This window comes from Faecalitalea cylindroides ATCC 27803 (genome assembly GCF_000469305.1).
Lineage (GTDB): Bacteria > Bacillota_I > Bacilli_A > Erysipelotrichales > Erysipelotrichaceae > Faecalitalea > Faecalitalea cylindroides.
Genome location: NZ_KI271019.1, coordinates 42,136 through 59,139, shown reverse-complemented (window position 1 = coordinate 59,139; position 17,004 = coordinate 42,136). Strand labels below are relative to the sequence as shown.

At 34.0% G+C, this 17,004-nt stretch carries 15 protein-coding genes; 9 read left to right on the top strand and 6 right to left on the bottom strand.

Going from position 1 to position 17,004, the window contains the following annotated elements; translation table 11 throughout:
- Positions 1–93 precede the first annotated feature (93 nt).
- A complete protein-coding gene (locus HMPREF0367_RS07060; RefSeq protein ID WP_035402696.1) occupies positions 94–408 on the bottom strand; it encodes a cyclic-phosphate processing receiver domain-containing protein in 315 nt (104 codons plus the stop codon).
- Between the two features lie 729 nt (positions 409–1,137).
- Between HMPREF0367_RS07060 and HMPREF0367_RS07055 the strand changes: the two genes are divergently transcribed.
- The gene (locus HMPREF0367_RS07055) at positions 1,138–1,467 is read left to right on the top strand and encodes a hypothetical protein (protein ID WP_022356413.1); all 330 of its coding nucleotides are present in this window, start codon (positions 1,138–1,140) and stop codon (positions 1,465–1,467) included.
- A gap of 78 nt (positions 1,468–1,545) precedes the next feature.
- A complete protein-coding gene (locus HMPREF0367_RS07050; protein WP_035402694.1) occupies positions 1,546–2,433 on the top strand; it encodes a PHP domain-containing protein in 888 nt (295 codons plus the stop codon).
- 27 nt (positions 2,434–2,460) lie between these two features.
- Here HMPREF0367_RS07050 and HMPREF0367_RS07045 read toward each other — a convergent pair whose 3' ends face one another.
- Genes HMPREF0367_RS07045 through pfkB form a run of 4 tightly spaced genes read right to left on the bottom strand, consistent with a single transcriptional unit; the run spans position 2,461 to position 7,141 of the window.
- Positions 2,461–3,933, bottom strand: coding sequence for an ATP-binding protein (locus tag HMPREF0367_RS07045; protein WP_035402691.1), 1,473 nt, complete (start codon positions 3,931–3,933; stop codon positions 2,461–2,463).
- The gene (locus HMPREF0367_RS07040) at positions 3,930–5,240 is read right to left on the bottom strand and encodes a vWA domain-containing protein (protein ID WP_035402690.1); all 1,311 of its coding nucleotides are present in this window, start codon (positions 5,238–5,240) and stop codon (positions 3,930–3,932) included. Before HMPREF0367_RS07040 ends, HMPREF0367_RS07045 begins: the two co-directional genes overlap by 4 nt.
- The gene (locus HMPREF0367_RS07035; protein WP_035402688.1) at positions 5,241–6,176 is read right to left on the bottom strand and encodes a leucine-rich repeat domain-containing protein; all 936 of its coding nucleotides are present in this window, start codon (positions 6,174–6,176) and stop codon (positions 5,241–5,243) included.
- 53 nt (positions 6,177–6,229) lie between these two features.
- A complete protein-coding gene (gene pfkB / locus HMPREF0367_RS07030; protein ID WP_035402685.1) occupies positions 6,230–7,141 on the bottom strand; it encodes a 1-phosphofructokinase in 912 nt (303 codons plus the stop codon).
- 172 nt (positions 7,142–7,313) lie between these two features.
- Between pfkB and HMPREF0367_RS07025 the strand changes: the two genes are divergently transcribed.
- Genes HMPREF0367_RS07025 through HMPREF0367_RS07015 form a run of 3 tightly spaced genes read left to right on the top strand, consistent with a single transcriptional unit; the run spans position 7,314 to position 11,287 of the window.
- Complete coding sequence (locus tag HMPREF0367_RS07025; RefSeq protein WP_015536380.1) at positions 7,314–8,576, top strand: zinc-binding dehydrogenase; 1,263 nt, start codon at positions 7,314–7,316, stop codon at positions 8,574–8,576.
- A 60-nt stretch (positions 8,577–8,636) separates the two neighbouring features.
- Positions 8,637–9,389: a DeoR/GlpR family DNA-binding transcription regulator gene (locus HMPREF0367_RS07020; RefSeq protein WP_015536379.1), complete on the top strand. Its 753-nt coding sequence runs from the start codon at positions 8,637–8,639 to the stop codon at positions 9,387–9,389.
- Between the two features lie 47 nt (positions 9,390–9,436).
- Complete coding sequence (locus HMPREF0367_RS07015) at positions 9,437–11,287, top strand: PTS mannitol transporter subunit IICBA (protein WP_035402682.1); 1,851 nt, start codon at positions 9,437–9,439, stop codon at positions 11,285–11,287.
- A 21-nt stretch (positions 11,288–11,308) separates the two neighbouring features.
- Here HMPREF0367_RS07015 and HMPREF0367_RS07010 read toward each other — a convergent pair whose 3' ends face one another.
- Positions 11,309–11,851 carry a phosphohydrolase gene (locus HMPREF0367_RS07010; protein ID WP_035402738.1) on the bottom strand — a complete coding sequence of 181 codons (543 nt, stop codon included), beginning with the start codon at positions 11,849–11,851 and terminating at the stop codon, positions 11,309–11,311.
- 406 nt (positions 11,852–12,257) lie between these two features.
- On the opposite strand from HMPREF0367_RS07010, the gene HMPREF0367_RS07005 reads away from it, so the two are divergent.
- From HMPREF0367_RS07005 to HMPREF0367_RS06990, 4 genes are all read left to right on the top strand, one after another.
- Positions 12,258–12,515 carry a hypothetical protein gene (locus HMPREF0367_RS07005; protein WP_035402679.1) on the top strand — a complete coding sequence of 86 codons (258 nt, stop codon included), beginning with the start codon at positions 12,258–12,260 and terminating at the stop codon, positions 12,513–12,515.
- Positions 12,516–12,722: 207 nt separating this feature from the next.
- Positions 12,723–13,553 carry a PRD domain-containing protein gene (locus HMPREF0367_RS07000; protein ID WP_035402678.1) on the top strand — a complete coding sequence of 277 codons (831 nt, stop codon included), beginning with the start codon at positions 12,723–12,725 and terminating at the stop codon, positions 13,551–13,553.
- A 108-nt stretch (positions 13,554–13,661) separates the two neighbouring features.
- On the top strand, positions 13,662–15,533 hold the full coding sequence (locus HMPREF0367_RS06995; protein WP_035402676.1) for a beta-glucoside-specific PTS transporter subunit IIABC: 1,872 nt from the start codon (positions 13,662–13,664) through the stop codon (positions 15,531–15,533).
- 15 nt (positions 15,534–15,548) lie between these two features.
- Positions 15,549–16,970 (top strand): 6-phospho-beta-glucosidase, encoded by a 1,422-nt coding sequence (locus HMPREF0367_RS06990; RefSeq protein WP_035402673.1) that lies wholly within the window; start codon positions 15,549–15,551, stop codon positions 16,968–16,970.
- The last annotated feature ends 34 nt before the right edge of the window (positions 16,971–17,004 follow it).

Below are 17,004 nucleotides of genomic sequence, written 5' to 3'. Positions count from 1 at the left end.
TCCTTTCTATGATAACGAATTAGTACTTTAAGCTATTTATCGTGTTACATAAGTCATCATTGTATGTTAGAAAAACACTACACACTTCATTAATTACTCACTATAAGGGCAATATAAATATTTCACATCTTTAAAATTAGCCTTAATATATTTTTCCATTTTTCTTACCCCTTCGAGGTGTGTACTATGAATATATATTTCTTTAACTTCGATATTATTTCCCTTCATATAAATCAAAATATCTAATCCTGTTTCTTGTCCACCTAAATCATAATCTAAATTAATTATTTCAACTTTTTTATATATTGAAAGTAACATTATACAATTTTTATATGATTGAACACATATATAACCACTTTTTATAGCTTCATCCAAATTTCTCTTATCATCTACAAATATTTTTTTCATAAAATTCCTCCATCTTATACTAATTTATGTTTTATCAACCTTTTAATAAAAACGATGAAATCTTTCTAACAACAAATCTATTCAGTACATGCTCTCTTCTTCTGTTTTAGGCATATTATCTAGTTTTCCTTTAGTTACAATAACATATTTATAATCTTTATTAACTCTTATATAAAGAACTTGTTCCTCAACTAATACATCACACTCTAACTTCTCTTTATATGCCTTTTCAAAAAATTTAGCGGATGATGGAATTTTTTACACTCCATCATCATACTCCACATACATACCATATCTAGTGATAAAGAGTGATCTTGTTTCTGTAATATAATTATAAAATATGGAAATTACTGTTTTTTGATAAAATAATTCTAATGTTACCATATTGCTTGTTATAGGAATTAATTTTTCAAATTCACTCTCTTTAATATTTTTATATTCTTCAGTGAATTTATTTTTAATGTATTCAAAATCATATCTTATCCGTATGAATCGATATCTTGCTAACAAAAAGCTTTGTTAATGCACTAGATATATTGTAACATATTAAATTGTTCCTGCAAGGAGAGCAGAATTTTCCAAATTATGAACCAATTTTTCTATTTTTATTGAAAATATGGAAGATATGGATATGGTTAAATAAAGAAGTGTTTAAACAAATATAACTATTAAAATAATATAGATGTATTTAAATGCTAGAATACAGCGTTCATAAAGGAGGTGTTGTTATTGAAGCAGTATTTCAGTATTCAAAAAGATTCGATCACATTTTTGAGATCACATCGCAAAGTAGCTTTAAAGGATATAGAAGATGTATCAATTGAAGTTTCTTCGCTCCCTACTTCTGTAGATGGAGTCATTTTCGGCACTGTTTTGGAAAACGAAGATCATTTATTCGCTAATGAATCTAAGTTTGTGGATATTTGTTTAAAGATAGATATCAAAAGTCAGGATCCCGAGATCATTGTTCTTAACGATAGACTGATGACAAAGAATAACCCATATTATCGTGAGATCATGAAAGAGGCAAAAGAGCTTCAAAAGAATATTTACTGTTGAGTTAAAGTTACATATAAAAGCAGGATGTTTCCTGCTTTTATACATGTTATAATTTTTTCATGAAAAGAGGATTTGAAGATGTGTAGTTATATAGATTTACATATGCATACCAAATACAGTGATGATGGCCAATTTGAACCAGCTAAATTGGTTGATATGTGTAAAGAAGCCGGTGTAAAAATCATGGCAATTGCTGATCATAATACAGTTAATGCGATTCCAGAAGCAATAAAACAAGCAAAAAAAAATGGGATGAAGTATATCCCAGCTATTGAAATTGATTGTACGTATAAAGATTTAAATTTACATGTATTGGGGTATGGAATTGATTATTTGGATCCTGTATTCAATCAGATTGGAAAAGATATTGAAGATCAGGAAATAGCATCCAGCTTGAAAAAGATCGAATTGACCAATGCGTTAGGCTTTGATGTGGCAAAAGATATGTTGGATACTGTTTCTTCCAACGGTGTTTATACTGGAGAAATGTTTGCCGAAGTCTTATTGAAAGATGAACGATATTTAAATCATAAATTGTTAAAGCCATATCGTGAAGGAAAAGATCGTGGAGATAATCCGTATGTGAATTTTTATTGGGATTATTATTCACAGGGAAAGCCTTGTTATGTAGAGATTCAATACTTGTCCTTACAAGAAACGATTCAGATCATTAATGAACATGGTGGGATTGCCGTATTAGCGCATCCAGGAAATAATCTAAAAGGCAAGTTTGAATTATTTGATGAGATGGTCAAAGAAGGGATTCAAGGCGTAGAATGTTTCTCTAGTTATCATAGTGAAGAGGTTAACAAGTATTTCTATGAAAAAGCGAAAGAATATAATTTGTTGTATACATGTGGAAGTGATTTTCATGGAAAGACCAAACCTTCTATTTCCTTAGGACACAATGGCTGTAAACATCCTGAAGAAGTAGAAACTTTATTAAAGAAATACGAATTAATTTAAAAAAGAACGCAATTACAATGCGTTCTTTTAATGTGTCAGATCATCTAAGATCTCAGCTTTTCTTGTTCCGATCAATAAAGCTTGTTTATGGTTTTCATATACAGGAATTTCATGCTCACTTAAAAATAAAGCAGCATTGGAAGATAGGGAAAGGTTGGTGATGAAGATAACCATCTCTTGTCCTTTTGAGAAGGCATCTTCCATAAATTGAAGGGCATGGTTGATGGAATTGAGTGCCTTGGTTTCGGCTGTTTCTAAAATTTCTCTTTGTCTATCAAAAGGTTCTTTGGCAATATTGAAAGCCTCTAAACTTGAAAGTTCTGTTGGGATGTTTACTTTAGATAGTTGTTCAAGCAAATATCTTTGATGGTGAAGCTGATCTTTTGTCAAAATATCGGCTTTTTTGTTTTGTTCAAATAACACTAGCTTTTGATTTAATAAATCTTGATAGGAAATGGTATCTATGTTGTTTCGATATTCCTTTAAGAATGCATACCAGGTATCTGTATAGTATTTTTCCAAAATATATTGATCGAACAATTTGAATAAGCCATCAAGAAGTAGATTGACAACAGAGACTCTTTCATCAAAGTCAGCCATAGCGAGTCTTTGATATGTTTTGGTGTTGACTTTTCCATCTAAGATATCCATGATTCCATAATTATCCTGATATTTTTTATATAACAGATAATAAGCTTCTACATCTTCGGCTACTTCTTCATGATGAAGGTATTGATAGATGGTTTCTTTGTTGATATCCAGATTTAATTTTTCATAGAGCGTAATTAAATGAGAGAGATCTTCCCATCCGCGGGCTGTTACAAATTCCATGCCATCAATGCTGGTTTCGATACGATAGAACTGGCTTGGCTTTAATTCTAGATAGCCCAGGATCATAGGATGAAGATGTTTTGAAAGGGCATATTCTTTCCAAATGTGATAGTTCGCTTCTACATTGATATAACGCACACGATCAAGTGTGACCATATCAAATTCACGAACAGACTTATTGTATTCAGGTGGGTTTCCCGCTGCGACGATGATCCACCCTTCAGGTACTTTTTGATTGCCAAAAGTTTTATTTTGAAGGAACTGTAACATAGTTGGAGCAAGTGTTTCAGAAACACAATTTATTTCATCTATGAATAAGATTCCTTCTTTTAATCCAGTCTCTTTCATTTTTTGATAGATGCTGGCGATGATTTCGCTCATTGTATATTCTGTAATGGAATAAGTTTTTCCTTCAAATTCTTCTTCTTTGATGTAAGGTAGGCCAACAGCACTTTGGCGAGTGTGGTGTGTAATGGTATAAGATACTAAGCCGATTTTACATTCCTTGGCAATCTGTGCCATGATCTGGGTTTTTCCTATACCAGGAGGACCAATTAATAATAATGGTCTTTGATTGATGTTTGTGATTTGGTATTCACCATAAGCATTCTTTGTCAGATACGCTTTGACGGTGTTTTTGATTTCTTCTTTTGCTTGTTGTATATTCATTGTCCTGCTCCTTTAAAATCTAATGGATCTAATCGTAATGTAATGGCCCATGGTGGAATTGTTGTTGGATCATAATCATCTAAAAAGATAAAGGCACTTTTGTAAGATGGGCGCTTCTTTGGGTAGATACCTTTTCCGTCTGTGAAATAGATCAACCCGCTTAAATGATTGATTTTCTTTTCCTCTATTAATTGATCGACATATTGAAAAGCTCTTCGGAAGTCAGTGTTTCCACCACCCACCAAAGTAAATTGATTTAGTAATACTTCCATTTCATTTTGACTGTGGATCACATCCTCTTTGCGAACGGCATCATCGCATTGTAAGATGCGTATATAAGTTTTTCTAAAGAAACTATCGCTTTCAGATAAGAGCGTGTATGTTTCCTTTAAAAAGTTTTTTACGAGTTCTCCATTTGTAGAATAGCTGGTATCGATCACGATAACAAGCTCACTGATCTTATGTACTTCTTTGGTTTCGGTTTCTTCAATTAATGGCATATTTTTATAAAGATGAAGCCCATATGTATAATAGGTGAGGTCAAATTCATCTGGATTGGCATGAAGTTCTTCTCTAGAAATTGTGAACTTCTTTAAAAAGTCTTTATAGCTTCGCTTTGTCTTTGAGGCTTGGATCTGTCTTGCCATCAATGAAGAACCTTCTTCTTTGTTATCTTTGCCTTTTTTTATTTGATCAAGCATAGTTTGACGAGCAATTTTCTGCCAGGAATCCTGTAAGGAATTATTGGACATATTAGCTTGACTGTCTTCTTTTTGTGGCCAATAGCGATGATCATCAGTGAAGAATTCATAAACCAATTCATGAATATTATCTTGTCCAAACAACCAGGAATAAATCGCAGGGGCACTGATGTATTGAACATCTTTTTCCAGTTTTTCGTATGTTTCTTTACGAATCAAACTTAGGATTCGCTTAGTGCATGGTTTGTTTAAATGGTCGATCGTATATTCTACCGCAATATCACAGGCTAAATTCCAGTGATTTTGTTCTTTATTCTGACGAATCCAGAGGTGTGAAAACATGCAGTGAAATAGAGAGTGAAGATAAGCTCGATCGATGTATTTTTGATTGTTTTTAAACAAGTGGATCATCTTGGAAGCTGAATAGAATAGGTTTCTTCCATCGGTTGCCATTGTTTCAATTTGCTCATCGTTTACTAAAGTAAGTGCGTTTAGAGCAATGGACATATAAGGCATATCAATGAAGAGTTCATTTTGAACAAATTCCAAGATTTGCGTAGCCATTTGAATTTCCCATTCCTGCTGGGTTTGTATATGTTTTTTCATTTAGAAGTCCTCAAAGTCATATTTTTGTTTTTTTGTGAAATACTTTTTCTTCCACGTAATCAAGGTCGTAGTGATTTCTACTTGATTGGTATTCGTAGAAAAAGTGATTAGATCATCCAAAATGGTTGATTCTAACCATCCTTGCAGCAGCATAAACTCTATTTTATCGAGTTTTTCTTGATTGTCCATTGATTTGAATTTTAAGATATATTCGCAAATATATGTTTGATTTTGAATGATGTAATCCTGATAAAAAGATGGATTTTTTTTGAGGCGATGCATCACAAAATGAGCAAGTGTATCTTTGTTTTCCTCTACGCAAAGTTTGGGAAATGTCGCATCATATTCTTCTAAAGAGACAAGACCATCTTTAAAACATTGGCGTAAACGAAAGCCTTCTCCGGATATATTTAAACTGAATATGTGTGCCGGTCCAATTTCGTCATAGATTTCATAATATTCAGGATAAAATAAAGTAGCGTCATTAAAACAAATATCAATATCCCAGGATATTTGCGTCAAGATCTGTTTAAGCATGGTTGGTTCGTTGATACTTGCATGAATATAAATTGTGCTAAGTTCATGACAATTGAGAAACATATCCGACCCAATTTGTTTCAGTTTATTGGAAAGATGAATTTCTTTTAGCTTTTTACAGTTATAGAAACAAAAGGAACCAAGTTTTGTGACTGTATCAGGAATATCGATATATTCAATATTCTCTTTATTTAATTCATAGAGGTTTTCGTCTGAATTGCAAATCAATGTATCTTCTAAATGATTGTTTCGTGTAGAGAAACAGTGGTCTGCTAATTCTGAAACGATTCTGCCATCGATCACTTTTGGAATTTGAATATATGGAACGTTGGAATAGATGCGATATAAGGCGATGGTTCCATCGTTTTTTATTTTATAGCGATAAGAGTATTTGTTCATGAGTTTAATTATATCATAAAAAGAAAAAAACGCTTTTTAGCGTTTTTTAAGAATTATTGATTTAATGATCTTAAGAGCTCTTCAACCTCTTCTTTTGTACAAAGATTTGGAGAGAAAGCACTGGCACTTCCAGCGCATATTCCTTTTAGGAAGGCTTTCTTGTAATCGCCATCTGAGTTTAAGTAACCGGAAATAAATCCTGCAACCATGGAATCTCCAGCTCCTACAGAATTCACAACAGTTCCTTTTGGAGCAGGGCTTTTATGTATGGTCTTTTGTTCATCAATAAAGACAGCGCCCTGGCCAGCCATAGAAATTAATACGTTTTGAGCACCCATTTCCTGTAGTTTTAGTGCGTAAGGAATTACTTCGTCCTGCGTGTTTAAAGTTACATCGAACAATTCCCCAAGTTCGTGGTTGTTTGGCTTGATCAAAAATGGTTTATATTTTAAAACGTTCATCATAAGATTTTTTGTTGCATCAACAATGATCTTAATATGTTTGTCTTGTAGATGCTGCATGATTCTTTCATAGATATCATCTGGTAAAGTACTTGGGATGCTTCCAGAGATTACAAGGATATCCTCTTTGGTCAATTTGTCTAGTTTTTCAAATAATTCTTGAATGTTTTCATCTGTTATTTTTGGTCCCATACCATTGATTTCAGTTTCATTATCCGATTTCATTTTTACATTGATACGAGATAGTCCGTTTTTAACTTGAATAAAGTCTGTCTGGCAACCGAAGTTATTCATGCGGTTTTCAATTTCTTTTCCTGTAAAGCCTGCCATAAAACCAAGGGCCGTACTATTATGTCCTAAATTGGAAAGAACGATAGAAACGTTGATTCCTTTTCCGCCGGGCAAAATATTTTCGTAGTATGTTTTGTTGATTTCGCCGGTTTGAAAGTGGTTAACGCGAATAATGTAGTCTAATGATGGATTGAATGTTACTGTGTAGATCATCTTGCTTCCTCCTAAAATAGATGTGTTTTCTTTTTACACTCAAAGGGTATCATTATAATTGTTGAAAGTCAAATACAAATTGTTGAAATAACAGTTGACAAGGGGTAAATGTGTGCTAATATAGAATTGTAATTGTTGAAACAACAGAATAATAGAAAAGGAGATTGTTGAAATGAAAGCAAAAGCAGTAAGATTACATGGTGCAAACGATCTTAGGCTGGATGAATTTGAATTGCCAGAGATCAAAGATGATGAAATTCTTGTAAAAGTTGTATCGGATAGCGTTTGTATGTCAACCTACAAATGTGCTATTCTTGGTACGAAACACAAACGTGTTCATGAAGATGTAGCTGATCATCCAGCTATCATGGGACATGAAATGGCTGGAGACATTGTCAAAGTTGGGGCAAAACACCAAGACAAATTTAAACCAGGAATGAAATTTACTTTACAGCCTGCATTGAATTATAAAGGAACAATGTGGTCTCCTGGATATTCTTATGAATTTTTTGGTGGAGATACTACTTATTGCATCATTCCAGCAGAAGTAATGGAATTAGGATGTTTATTGGAATATAAAGGGAAAGCATATTATGAAGCAAGCTTAGCTGAACCTATGTCATGTAGTATTGGTGCGTTTAATGCCAATTATCATACAAAGATGGGTGTCTATACACATGAAATGGGAATCAAAGAAGGTGGAAAGCTTGCGATCTTAGCAGGTGCTGGTCCAATGGGATTAGGAGCTTTGACTTATGCTTTGCATCGTGATGTTCGTCCTGGTATGATCGTAGTAACAGATATCAATCAGGAACGCTTAGATCGAGCTGAACATTTATTCCCAGTAGAAGAAGCAAAAGCTGATGGTATTGAATTGCATTTTGTCAATACAGGAAACATGGAAGATCCAGCTGCTGAACTGATCAAGATTACAGGCGGAACTGGTTTTGATGACGTATTCTGTTATGCACCGGTAGCACAGGTTGTCGAATTATCAAGTGCTGTTCTTGGTAGAGATGGATGTTTGAATTTCTTTGCGGGACCAACTGACAACAAATTTAGTGCTAAGATGAATTTTTATGATGTTCATTATAACTCAACTCATGTTATGGGAACGACTGGTGGAAATACGGATGATATGATCGAATCTTTACGTTTAACAGCTGAAAATCGCATTAATCCAGCTGTTATGGTGACTCATATTGGTGGTTTGGATGCAGCTTGCCAGACGACTCTAAATCTGCCAAAGATCCCAGGAGGAAAGAAATTGATCTACACCCATTTAGAAATGCCTTTGATTGCATTGACAGATCTAAGAAGTCGTGCTGATGAAGACAGTCGTTATGGTGAACTTGCAGATATCGTAGATGCTCATAAAGGTTTATGGTGTCCAGAAGCTGAAGAGTATTTATTGAAAAATTTTATTAAAGAATAGTCGAATCAGCCTTGGCTTTGGCCTGGACTGATTCAGGCTGAAGTGGAGGAATGAGGAAGTATGGAACAAAGACGAAATGATATCGTATCTTTTGTCAATGAGAATGGCAGTGTGACTTTTGCCCAGATCAAAGAGCGATTTGCAGGCGTATCTGAGATGACTTTGCGTACAGATCTAAAAGTTCTAGATCAACAAAACCGAATCATTCGAATTCACGGTGGAGCAAAATCATTGGATCAAGTTACGAAAAATGATGATTTCTTAAAACAGCGCTATATACGAAATACCGAGGAAAAAAAGATCATTGCGCAAAAGGCACTGGATTTGGTAAAGCCAGGACATACAATATTTATTGATTCTGGAAGCACGACAACAATGTTGAGCCATATTTTAAAAGATCAACCGAATACATTTGTCACAAGTGGATTAACTTGTGCTATTGAGATGGCAAAATTGAAAAGTGCGAAAGTATCGTTGACAGGAGGAAACCTGAATAATCGTTCTTTAAGTGTAAATGGTTTTGAAGGATTGCGTTTGATTGAACGAGTGAATTTTGATGAAGCTTTTATTGGGGTAACTAATTTTAGCTATAAAACAGGGTTCACCTGTGAATCAGAAAGCGATGCCGAATTAAAAAAAGCGGCTATACAAAAAGCCAACAAAGTTATAATATTAATGGATTCTTCAAAATATGAAAGAAAAGGTACATATACGATCTGTAATCTAGATGACGTTGCGGCAATCGTTTCGGATGATAAACTTCCTCAAGAATTTATAAAGAAATGTGAAGAATTGGGGATCATAGTCTATTAGTCATAATTTTCTATTTTCCTCTAAATTCTAGAGAGGAAATAATAATAATGAAAACTGCACTTCAGAAATTTGGTAAATTCCTTTCTGCGATGGTCATGCCTAATATTGGAGCTTTCATCGCATGGGGATTTATAACAGCTATATTTATTGCGGATGGCTGGTGGCCAAATGAACAATTAGCTTCCATTCAGCCTTATATGTTGACTTATTTATTACCTATCTTGATTGCGGCAACAGGTGGTAGAATGATTGCCAAAGATCGTGGTATGGTCATGGGTGCTATCGCAATTGTTGGATGTATTGCCGGTGTTGGCGGAACGGAAGGTCAGCCTATGTTGATGGCTGCAATGATCATGGGACCGTTTGCCGGATGGGTTATTAAAAAATTTGATCAGATGATGGAAGGTCATATGCCTGCAGGTTTTGAGATGTTGATCAATAACTTCTCTGTTGGTATCCTGGGCATGATCCTTGCGATCATTGGTTATTATTTCATCGGCCCTGTTATGACAGGTATCTTGTCCGTATTATCTGCTGGTGTTGCATTATTAATTAATAATAGTTTATTGCCTTTGGTTGCGATTTTTGTCGAGCCGGCAAAAGTATTATTCTTAAACAATGCGATCAATCATGGAATCTTTACACCAATTGGTGTGGAACAAGCTGTTGAAGCAGGAAAATCAATTATGTATATGTTGGAATCCAATCCAGGGCCAGGACTAGGAGTCTTGTTGGCTTATTGGCTGTTCTCAGCTGATAAAACAACAAAAGATTCAGCACCGGGCGCCATTATCATTCATTTTTTGGGTGGTATCCATGAAATCTACTTCCCATATATCTTGATGAATCCAGTTGTGATCATAGCGCCAATTTTAGGAAATATTTGTGCGATTACTTTCTATACACTATTTAACTGTGGTTTAAAAGGGCCTGCAAGTCCAGGTTCAATCATTGCCTATCTTTCTATGGCGCCGAAAGGTGAGACCTTGATGGTCTTGTTGGGTGTTTTGATTGCGGCAGGTGTATCGTTCTTAGTTGCCAGCCCAATCATTAAACTATCAAACGCAAAAGGAACAAGTCTTGAAGCTGCCAAAGATCAGATGCAGACAATGAAAGCTCAGTCAAAGGGACAAAAGAGCATTCTTACAGCTAAGAAAATCGTCTTTGCGTGTGATGCAGGTATGGGTTCCAGCGCAATGGGAGCTACGAAATTTAGAAATCGTTTAAAAGCAGTTAGACCTGATATCGTTGTTACAAATACATCTGTCGATAATATCCCTAGTGATTGCGATATAGCAGTTGTTCAAACTGTGTTGGCTGACCGTGCAAGAGAATGTGCACCAAATGCAGTGTTGATCACTATAGGAAACTTCTTAGCGGATCCGGCCTTGGATGATTTGTTCTTCCAGTTATCAACAGGGGATCCATTGATGACAGAAGCAGTTAATGAAGAAACAGAAACACAAACAAGCATTGATCCAAATATTCTTGTTCCAGAAGGAATTATATTGAATCAAAAGTCCGTGACCAAAGAAGAAGCTATTACTGCGGCTGGTCAATTATTGACAGATCTAGGTTATGTAGATAAAGAATATATTCCATTGATGTTAGAACGAGAAAAGATCGTTACAACATATATAGGTATGGGTCTTGCGATTCCTCATGGAACTACACATGATGAAGGTATTATTCATAAAACAGGTATTGTATTGATCCAATATCCTGAAGGTATTGATTTTGGTGATGAAAAAGCTCAGCTTGTGATCGGAATTGCCGGTAAAGGTGGAGAACATATGGAAATCTTATCTAAGATTTGTACTGCACTAGAAGATGAAACAATCTTAGAAAAGATGAAAACAACAGATGATAAAGAATGGATCATGAAACAATTATCTTAAAAAAAGGACTGTTATCGCAAATTAGATAACAGTCTTTTCATATGTTTTGACAAGATTTATATATGTTTCTTCAATTTCTTTACATTCATGTACATCTAAATCAGGGGTTGAATAAAATTGAGGTAAGGGTAGATTTTCATCGCCGGGCATTAAATATTTTAGCTCAATCTGTAACATGGCATCATCGATATCTTTCCATTGTTTGATTTCTGCTTCGTTTAAATCGTCTACATAATATTTTTGTAAGATCACATTCATGATCATGGATTCAATTTCTAAATAATTGGTCAAGTGTACTTTAACAGGACGAATGATATCCGAAATATAGGCTTCACTGGCATCGTGTAGTAAGGCGGCCAAAACAACTCGATTAGAGTAATTTCTAGCTTTAGCTTCTTTTGCACAATTGATGCAGTGCTGTCCAACTGAATAAAATTGTTTTAAATGTCCGCCGCCTCGACACAATAAAGAAAGAGCATGTGCTATGTCAACGATATCAACATCTTTTACAGTTATTTTCATAGGATCAAATTGTCTTTTTGTGTATGTATTCATTTCTGGCATATTTATATTGTAAGAGATGTTGTGGTAAATGAAAATAGTAAAATATTTCATATGCTATCACTAGTAGAATTTATTATAATTAAAGTGAAAAAAGAAATTAGTGATCAGAATGTCATTGATATTAAAAATTTTAATCTTTTCGATCTGTGTTTTTATTTATATAAAGTATTTTGATTACTTGAATAGAAGAGAAGATAAATATTTAAAAACAAAGCACATGATAGCTCGTATTATATTAGTCTTTTTTTCCTTCTATATACTATTTTTGGCAAACAGTTGGCAAGATGTATTGTGGTATGGGTTTGGGTTGGTATCTCTTACTTTAATAGTAATGATAGTATACTTATTTATGAAATGGTATACAAATCAATATCAATAAGTAAATAATAGAAACAGGTGATGAAGGATGTTGGCATTAAGAATTATAACTTTGAGTGTTTGTTTTTATATAGGATATCGCTATATAAAAGATTTAAATATGAAACAAGACAAGAATAGAGATTTTAAAGTTGGTATAGTTGTTCTTTTGATGGGAGCAGTATGTTACTTGTTATTTATAGCAGATAAATTACGAGAAACAATATTTTATTGTTCAGGTATTCTTCTGTTTATTGTGGTTTATTTGTGCATTATTTGGTATCGCAACAAGAAAAAGGATGATTGATAGCCTTTTAGAATATGCGTGAATAATGTTTATAAGATTAGTGAACTGCGTGCAGAAAAACAAAAAAAATGATTGACAAATACAAGCGCTTACAGTAAATTATCTTTGTAAGTGTTACTGGTCAAGCAGGCATGATGGTATAAGAAGATTAAATGTTGGTCTTTTTATATGATCATGCCTTTTATGTTGGCAGAAAGGAGGAAAGAAATGTATTTGATCAAAGCTCTTAACAATAACACAGCTTTAGTAAAAGATAATACAAAAGAATATATTGTAATGGGAAAAGGGATTGCTTTCAATAAAAAAGAGTATGATACGATCGATCAAACTAAAATAGAGAAGAAATATATTCTACAGAATACATCTTTTGATAAGCTTATGCAAAATTTATCTGTTGAAGATTTGGAATTGGCCAACCAGATCATTAAACATGCGGAGATCGAATTAGGGTATTCTTTCAATGATTCTATTTTGCTGGCGTTGGCAGATCATTTATCTTTAGCTCTAAAACGAGCAAAAGAACATTTGTATTTTGGAACTCCATTGGAATGGGATATTAAATTGATTTATCCAAATGAATTTCGATATGCGACAAGGTGTGTCAAGATGATCAATGAAACGATGGATCTTGATATCCCAGATCAAGAAGCGAGTTTTATTGCTTTGCATTTGATCAACGCTTCGGCAAATGCTAAAGATATGGATGAAACTGTGCTAACAACGAAGATCATCCAAAATATTTTAAATATTGTTAGACGCTATTATCGAAAAGATTTTGATGAAGATAATTTTGATGTATCACGTTTTATTGTACATATTCGATATTTTGTTCGAAGACAAATCAATGGAGATGCAATCAATGCAGATACAAGTATTGCCAAAATTGTTGCGCAAAGATATCCACAGGATTATAAATGTGCAATGATGATTTCAAACTTTCTTTCCAAAGAATATGGATGGGAAGTAAGTACGAGCGAAGAACTCTACTTAACATTGCATTTAAATCGAATTAATTTAAGTTTTATTCAAAAAAGTTAAATATTTTATGGTGTTACTGGTTCGACCAGGCATGACTCAAAAGCAATGAAAAGACCTTTATTCTTTTTTGTTTTTGAGTCTTTTTTTGTGAAAAGGAGAAGAAAATATATGAAATTTGAAAAAGAGGCAAAAGAGATTGTCAAATTAGTCGGTGGGGAATCAAACGTAAATAGCTTAGTTCATTGTGCCACTCGTTTACGTTTTGAATTAAAAGATGGTTCAAAATTCCACCAGGAAGAGTTAGAAAAATTAAGCTATGTATTAAAAGTATTAGTTAGCGGTGGACAATATCAAATCGTTATTGGGCCCAATGTAGATGATTATTACAATGCAATCTTTGCGGTTACAAATCTAAAATCAGGAAATGATGAAGTAAAAGAAACGACAGATAAAGTGAAATTATCTGACAGAGTTTTAAAGGTCATTTCTGGAGCTTTTTCACCATTGATTCCTTTGATGGCTGGTTCTGGTATGATCAAAGCTATATTGACATTGTTTACAACAGTTGGAATTATGTCTGACACTAGCTCAACATATTTGATTTTATCAGCTGCAGGTAATGCTTGTTTCTATTTTATGCCAGTATTCTTAGGTATCACAATTGCTAAACAGTTAAAGGCCAATGCGTTTGTTGGCGGAGCTATTGGTGCAGCTTTATTGGAACCGAACTTCTTAGGTTTGGTAGATGCAGGAAGTGTAGTGGATTTTTTAGGAATTCCAGTTACACCAATTAATTATTCAGCAACGATTTTTCCAATCTTTATTGCAATGTTAGTGTATTCTTATTTGGATAAGGGAATGAAGAAAGTCACCCCTCAAAGTCTACAATGTTTCTTAGTTCCAATGGTGTGTTTGATGTTAATGGTTCCTTTTACAGTTATCGTTTTTGGTCCAGTTGGAACAACGATTGGTAATTATGTCAGTGAATTTGTAATGTGGTTATTCTCTTTAAGTGGTACATTGGCAGGAATTATTTTAGGAGCAACATATCCATTCTTAACAATGCTAGGTTTACATTGGGGATTTACACCAATTACATTACAGAATCTTGAAATGGTTGGTGGAGATATCATTGAAGGTGTATGTGTGTGTGCAGTATGGTCTCAGATTGGTATTGCTTTAGGTGCTTATTTGAAAGCAAAAAAGAATTCTAAAATAAAATCTATTGCAGGACCTACATTCATTACTGGTTTCTTTGCGGGTGTTACAGAACCGATTTTATATTCTATTGTTATGGAATATAAGAGATTGATGGTAGTTGTTGCGATTGGTGGCGCTTGCGGGGGTGCTATTGCAGGAACTCTTGGTGTTACGATGGATGCATATGTATTCCATAATATCTTCTCTGCATTGGTTATGAGCTATTCACCAATTTGGGCATATGCAATTTCTATTATCGTTTCTTTGGTGGTTGCCACAATCTTAACATATACTTGGGGATTAAATGGCTTGGATGCAGACCAAAAAAAAGATTTATTACCAGAAAATACAACAGAAGAAATTTCAGTTAAAGAACATGCAAGTGAAAAAGTAGAAATCTTATCACCACTTGATGGAAAACAAATCGCATTAAAAGATGTAGATGATGAAGTATTTGCCAGTGGGGTAACAGGAAAAGGTATTGCGATCATTCCAGAAAGCAACACTGTTTATTCGCCTGCAGATGGTACGATTAGTGTATTGTTCCCATCAAAGCATGCAGTTGGTATAACGACGAATGAAGGTGTTGAAATTTTAGTTCATATTGGATTGAATACAGTAATGTTAAATGGAGAAGGTTTCACTGCATTCGTTAAACAAGGAGATGTTGTCACAAAAGGGCAAAAACTGTTAGAATTTGATAAAGAATTCATTGTGAAAAAAGGTTGTTCACTGCAGTCTCCGTTAATCGTAACTAATGCGGATCAGTTTAAAAATCTAGTGATTGAATCAAGAGAAACGCTTAAAACAGGCGATGTAGCCTATGAAGTTTTGATTTAAAAGAGAGGAAAAATTATGCGAAAAGATTTTTTATGGGGTGGAGCTGTTGCCGCTCATCAAGTAGAAGGTGGATATGATAAAGGACATAAGGGTCTAAGTATTGCCGATGTCTTAACAGCTGGTGATGTTCATACACCTAGAGAAATCACCGATGGTATCCAGGAAGGCAAATTTTATCCAAATCATGAAGGAATTAAATTCTATGATCATTACAAAGAAGATATTCAAATGTTTCGTGAAATGGGATTTAAATGCCTTCGTACAAGTATTGCGTGGAGTCGAATCTTTCCAAAGGGTGATGAAAAAGATCCAAATGAAGAGGGTTTGAAATTCTATGATGACTTATTTGATTGTATGTTAGAAAATGGTATGCAGCCAGTTATTACGCTATCTCATTTTGAAATGCCTTATTATCTAGTTAAAGAGTACGGTGGATGGAGAAATCGTAAAATGATCGACTTCTTCTATAATTTCTGTAAAGTAGTTTTAGATCGCTATCAAAATAAAGTGAAGTATTGGATGACATTTAATGAAATCAACAATCAAATGTTGGTGGAAAATGATTTGTATCCTTTCACAAATTCAGGGATTATCTTTGAAAAAGATGAAGATAGACTTCCTGTTGTTTATCAAGCTGTACATTATCAGTTTGTAGCTAGTGCTCTTGTTACAGAATATGCGCACAAGTTAAACTCAAATATTCAAACGGGATGTTGCGTGGCCGCAACACCTAATTATCCCAATTCTACCAATCCAGATGATATTCTGCTAGCTCAATCTGAAGATAGAAAATTATTGATGTTTACAGATGTGCAAATTCGTGGACATTATCCAAATTATCTATTAAATGAATGGAAAAATAACGGTTATCAATTTGATATAACAGACCAAGATCTAGAGGTTATGGCAAAAGGAACTGTGGATTATTTAGGTTTTACATATTATATGAGCAATACAGTTTCAGCTGATCCAAATGTAAAAAAATTAGGCGATGATTTACAAGGAAACTATGCTGTAGATAATCAATATCTTAAAACAACTGACTGGGGATGGGCAATCGATCCAAAAGGTTTGCGCTATATCATGAACATGTATCAGGATCGTTATGAAATCCCAATGTTTATTGTAGAAAATGGCTTTGGATATGCAGATAAATTTGAAGATGGAAAGATTCATGATCAAAATCGTATTGAATATTTAAAAGCACATATTGAAGAAATGAAGAAAGCGATCGAAGAAGATGGCTGCGATTGTATCGGATATACGGTTTGGGGATGTATTGATCCAATTTCATTTACAACAGGTGAAATGAAAAAACGTTATGGGTTTATCTATGTAGATCGAAATAATGATGGTAGTGGATCTTATAAACGTTATAAAAAAGATAGTTTCTACTGGTATAAAAAAGTTATTGAAACAAATGGTGAAGAACTTTAGTAAGGGTGTTAAAAAAACACCCTTTTGTGTTATT

Bases quoted from the DNA above. Each gene is read 5' to 3' on its own strand.
- HMPREF0367_RS06990 (WP_035402673.1), top strand. From the start codon at position 15,549: ATGCGAAAAGATTTTTTATGGGGTGGAGCTGTTGCCGCTCATCAAGTA.
- HMPREF0367_RS07060 (WP_035402696.1), bottom strand. From the start codon at position 408: ATGAAAAAAATATTTGTAGATGATAAGAGAAATTTGGATGAAGCTATA.
- HMPREF0367_RS07005 (WP_035402679.1), top strand. From the start codon at position 12,258: ATGTTGGCATTAAGAATTATAACTTTGAGTGTTTGTTTTTATATAGGA.
- pfkB (WP_035402685.1), bottom strand. From the start codon at position 7,141: ATGATCTACACAGTAACATTCAATCCATCATTAGACTACATTATTCGC.
- HMPREF0367_RS07045 (WP_035402691.1), bottom strand. From the start codon at position 3,933: ATGAATATACAACAAGCAAAAGAAGAAATCAAAAACACCGTCAAAGCG.
- HMPREF0367_RS07020 (WP_015536379.1), top strand. From the start codon at position 8,637: ATGGAACAAAGACGAAATGATATCGTATCTTTTGTCAATGAGAATGGC.
- HMPREF0367_RS06995 (WP_035402676.1), top strand. From the start codon at position 13,662: ATGAAATTTGAAAAAGAGGCAAAAGAGATTGTCAAATTAGTCGGTGGG.
- HMPREF0367_RS07015 (WP_035402682.1), top strand. From the start codon at position 9,437: ATGAAAACTGCACTTCAGAAATTTGGTAAATTCCTTTCTGCGATGGTC.
- HMPREF0367_RS07040 (WP_035402690.1), bottom strand. From the start codon at position 5,240: ATGAAAAAACATATACAAACCCAGCAGGAATGGGAAATTCAAATGGCT.
- HMPREF0367_RS07010 (WP_035402738.1), bottom strand. From the start codon at position 11,851: ATGCCAGAAATGAATACATACACAAAAAGACAATTTGATCCTATGAAA.
- HMPREF0367_RS07000 (WP_035402678.1), top strand. From the start codon at position 12,723: ATGTATTTGATCAAAGCTCTTAACAATAACACAGCTTTAGTAAAAGAT.
- HMPREF0367_RS07050 (WP_035402694.1), top strand. From the start codon at position 1,546: ATGTGTAGTTATATAGATTTACATATGCATACCAAATACAGTGATGAT.
- HMPREF0367_RS07025 (WP_015536380.1), top strand. From the start codon at position 7,314: ATGAAAGCAAAAGCAGTAAGATTACATGGTGCAAACGATCTTAGGCTG.
- HMPREF0367_RS07035 (WP_035402688.1), bottom strand. From the start codon at position 6,176: ATGAACAAATACTCTTATCGCTATAAAATAAAAAACGATGGAACCATC.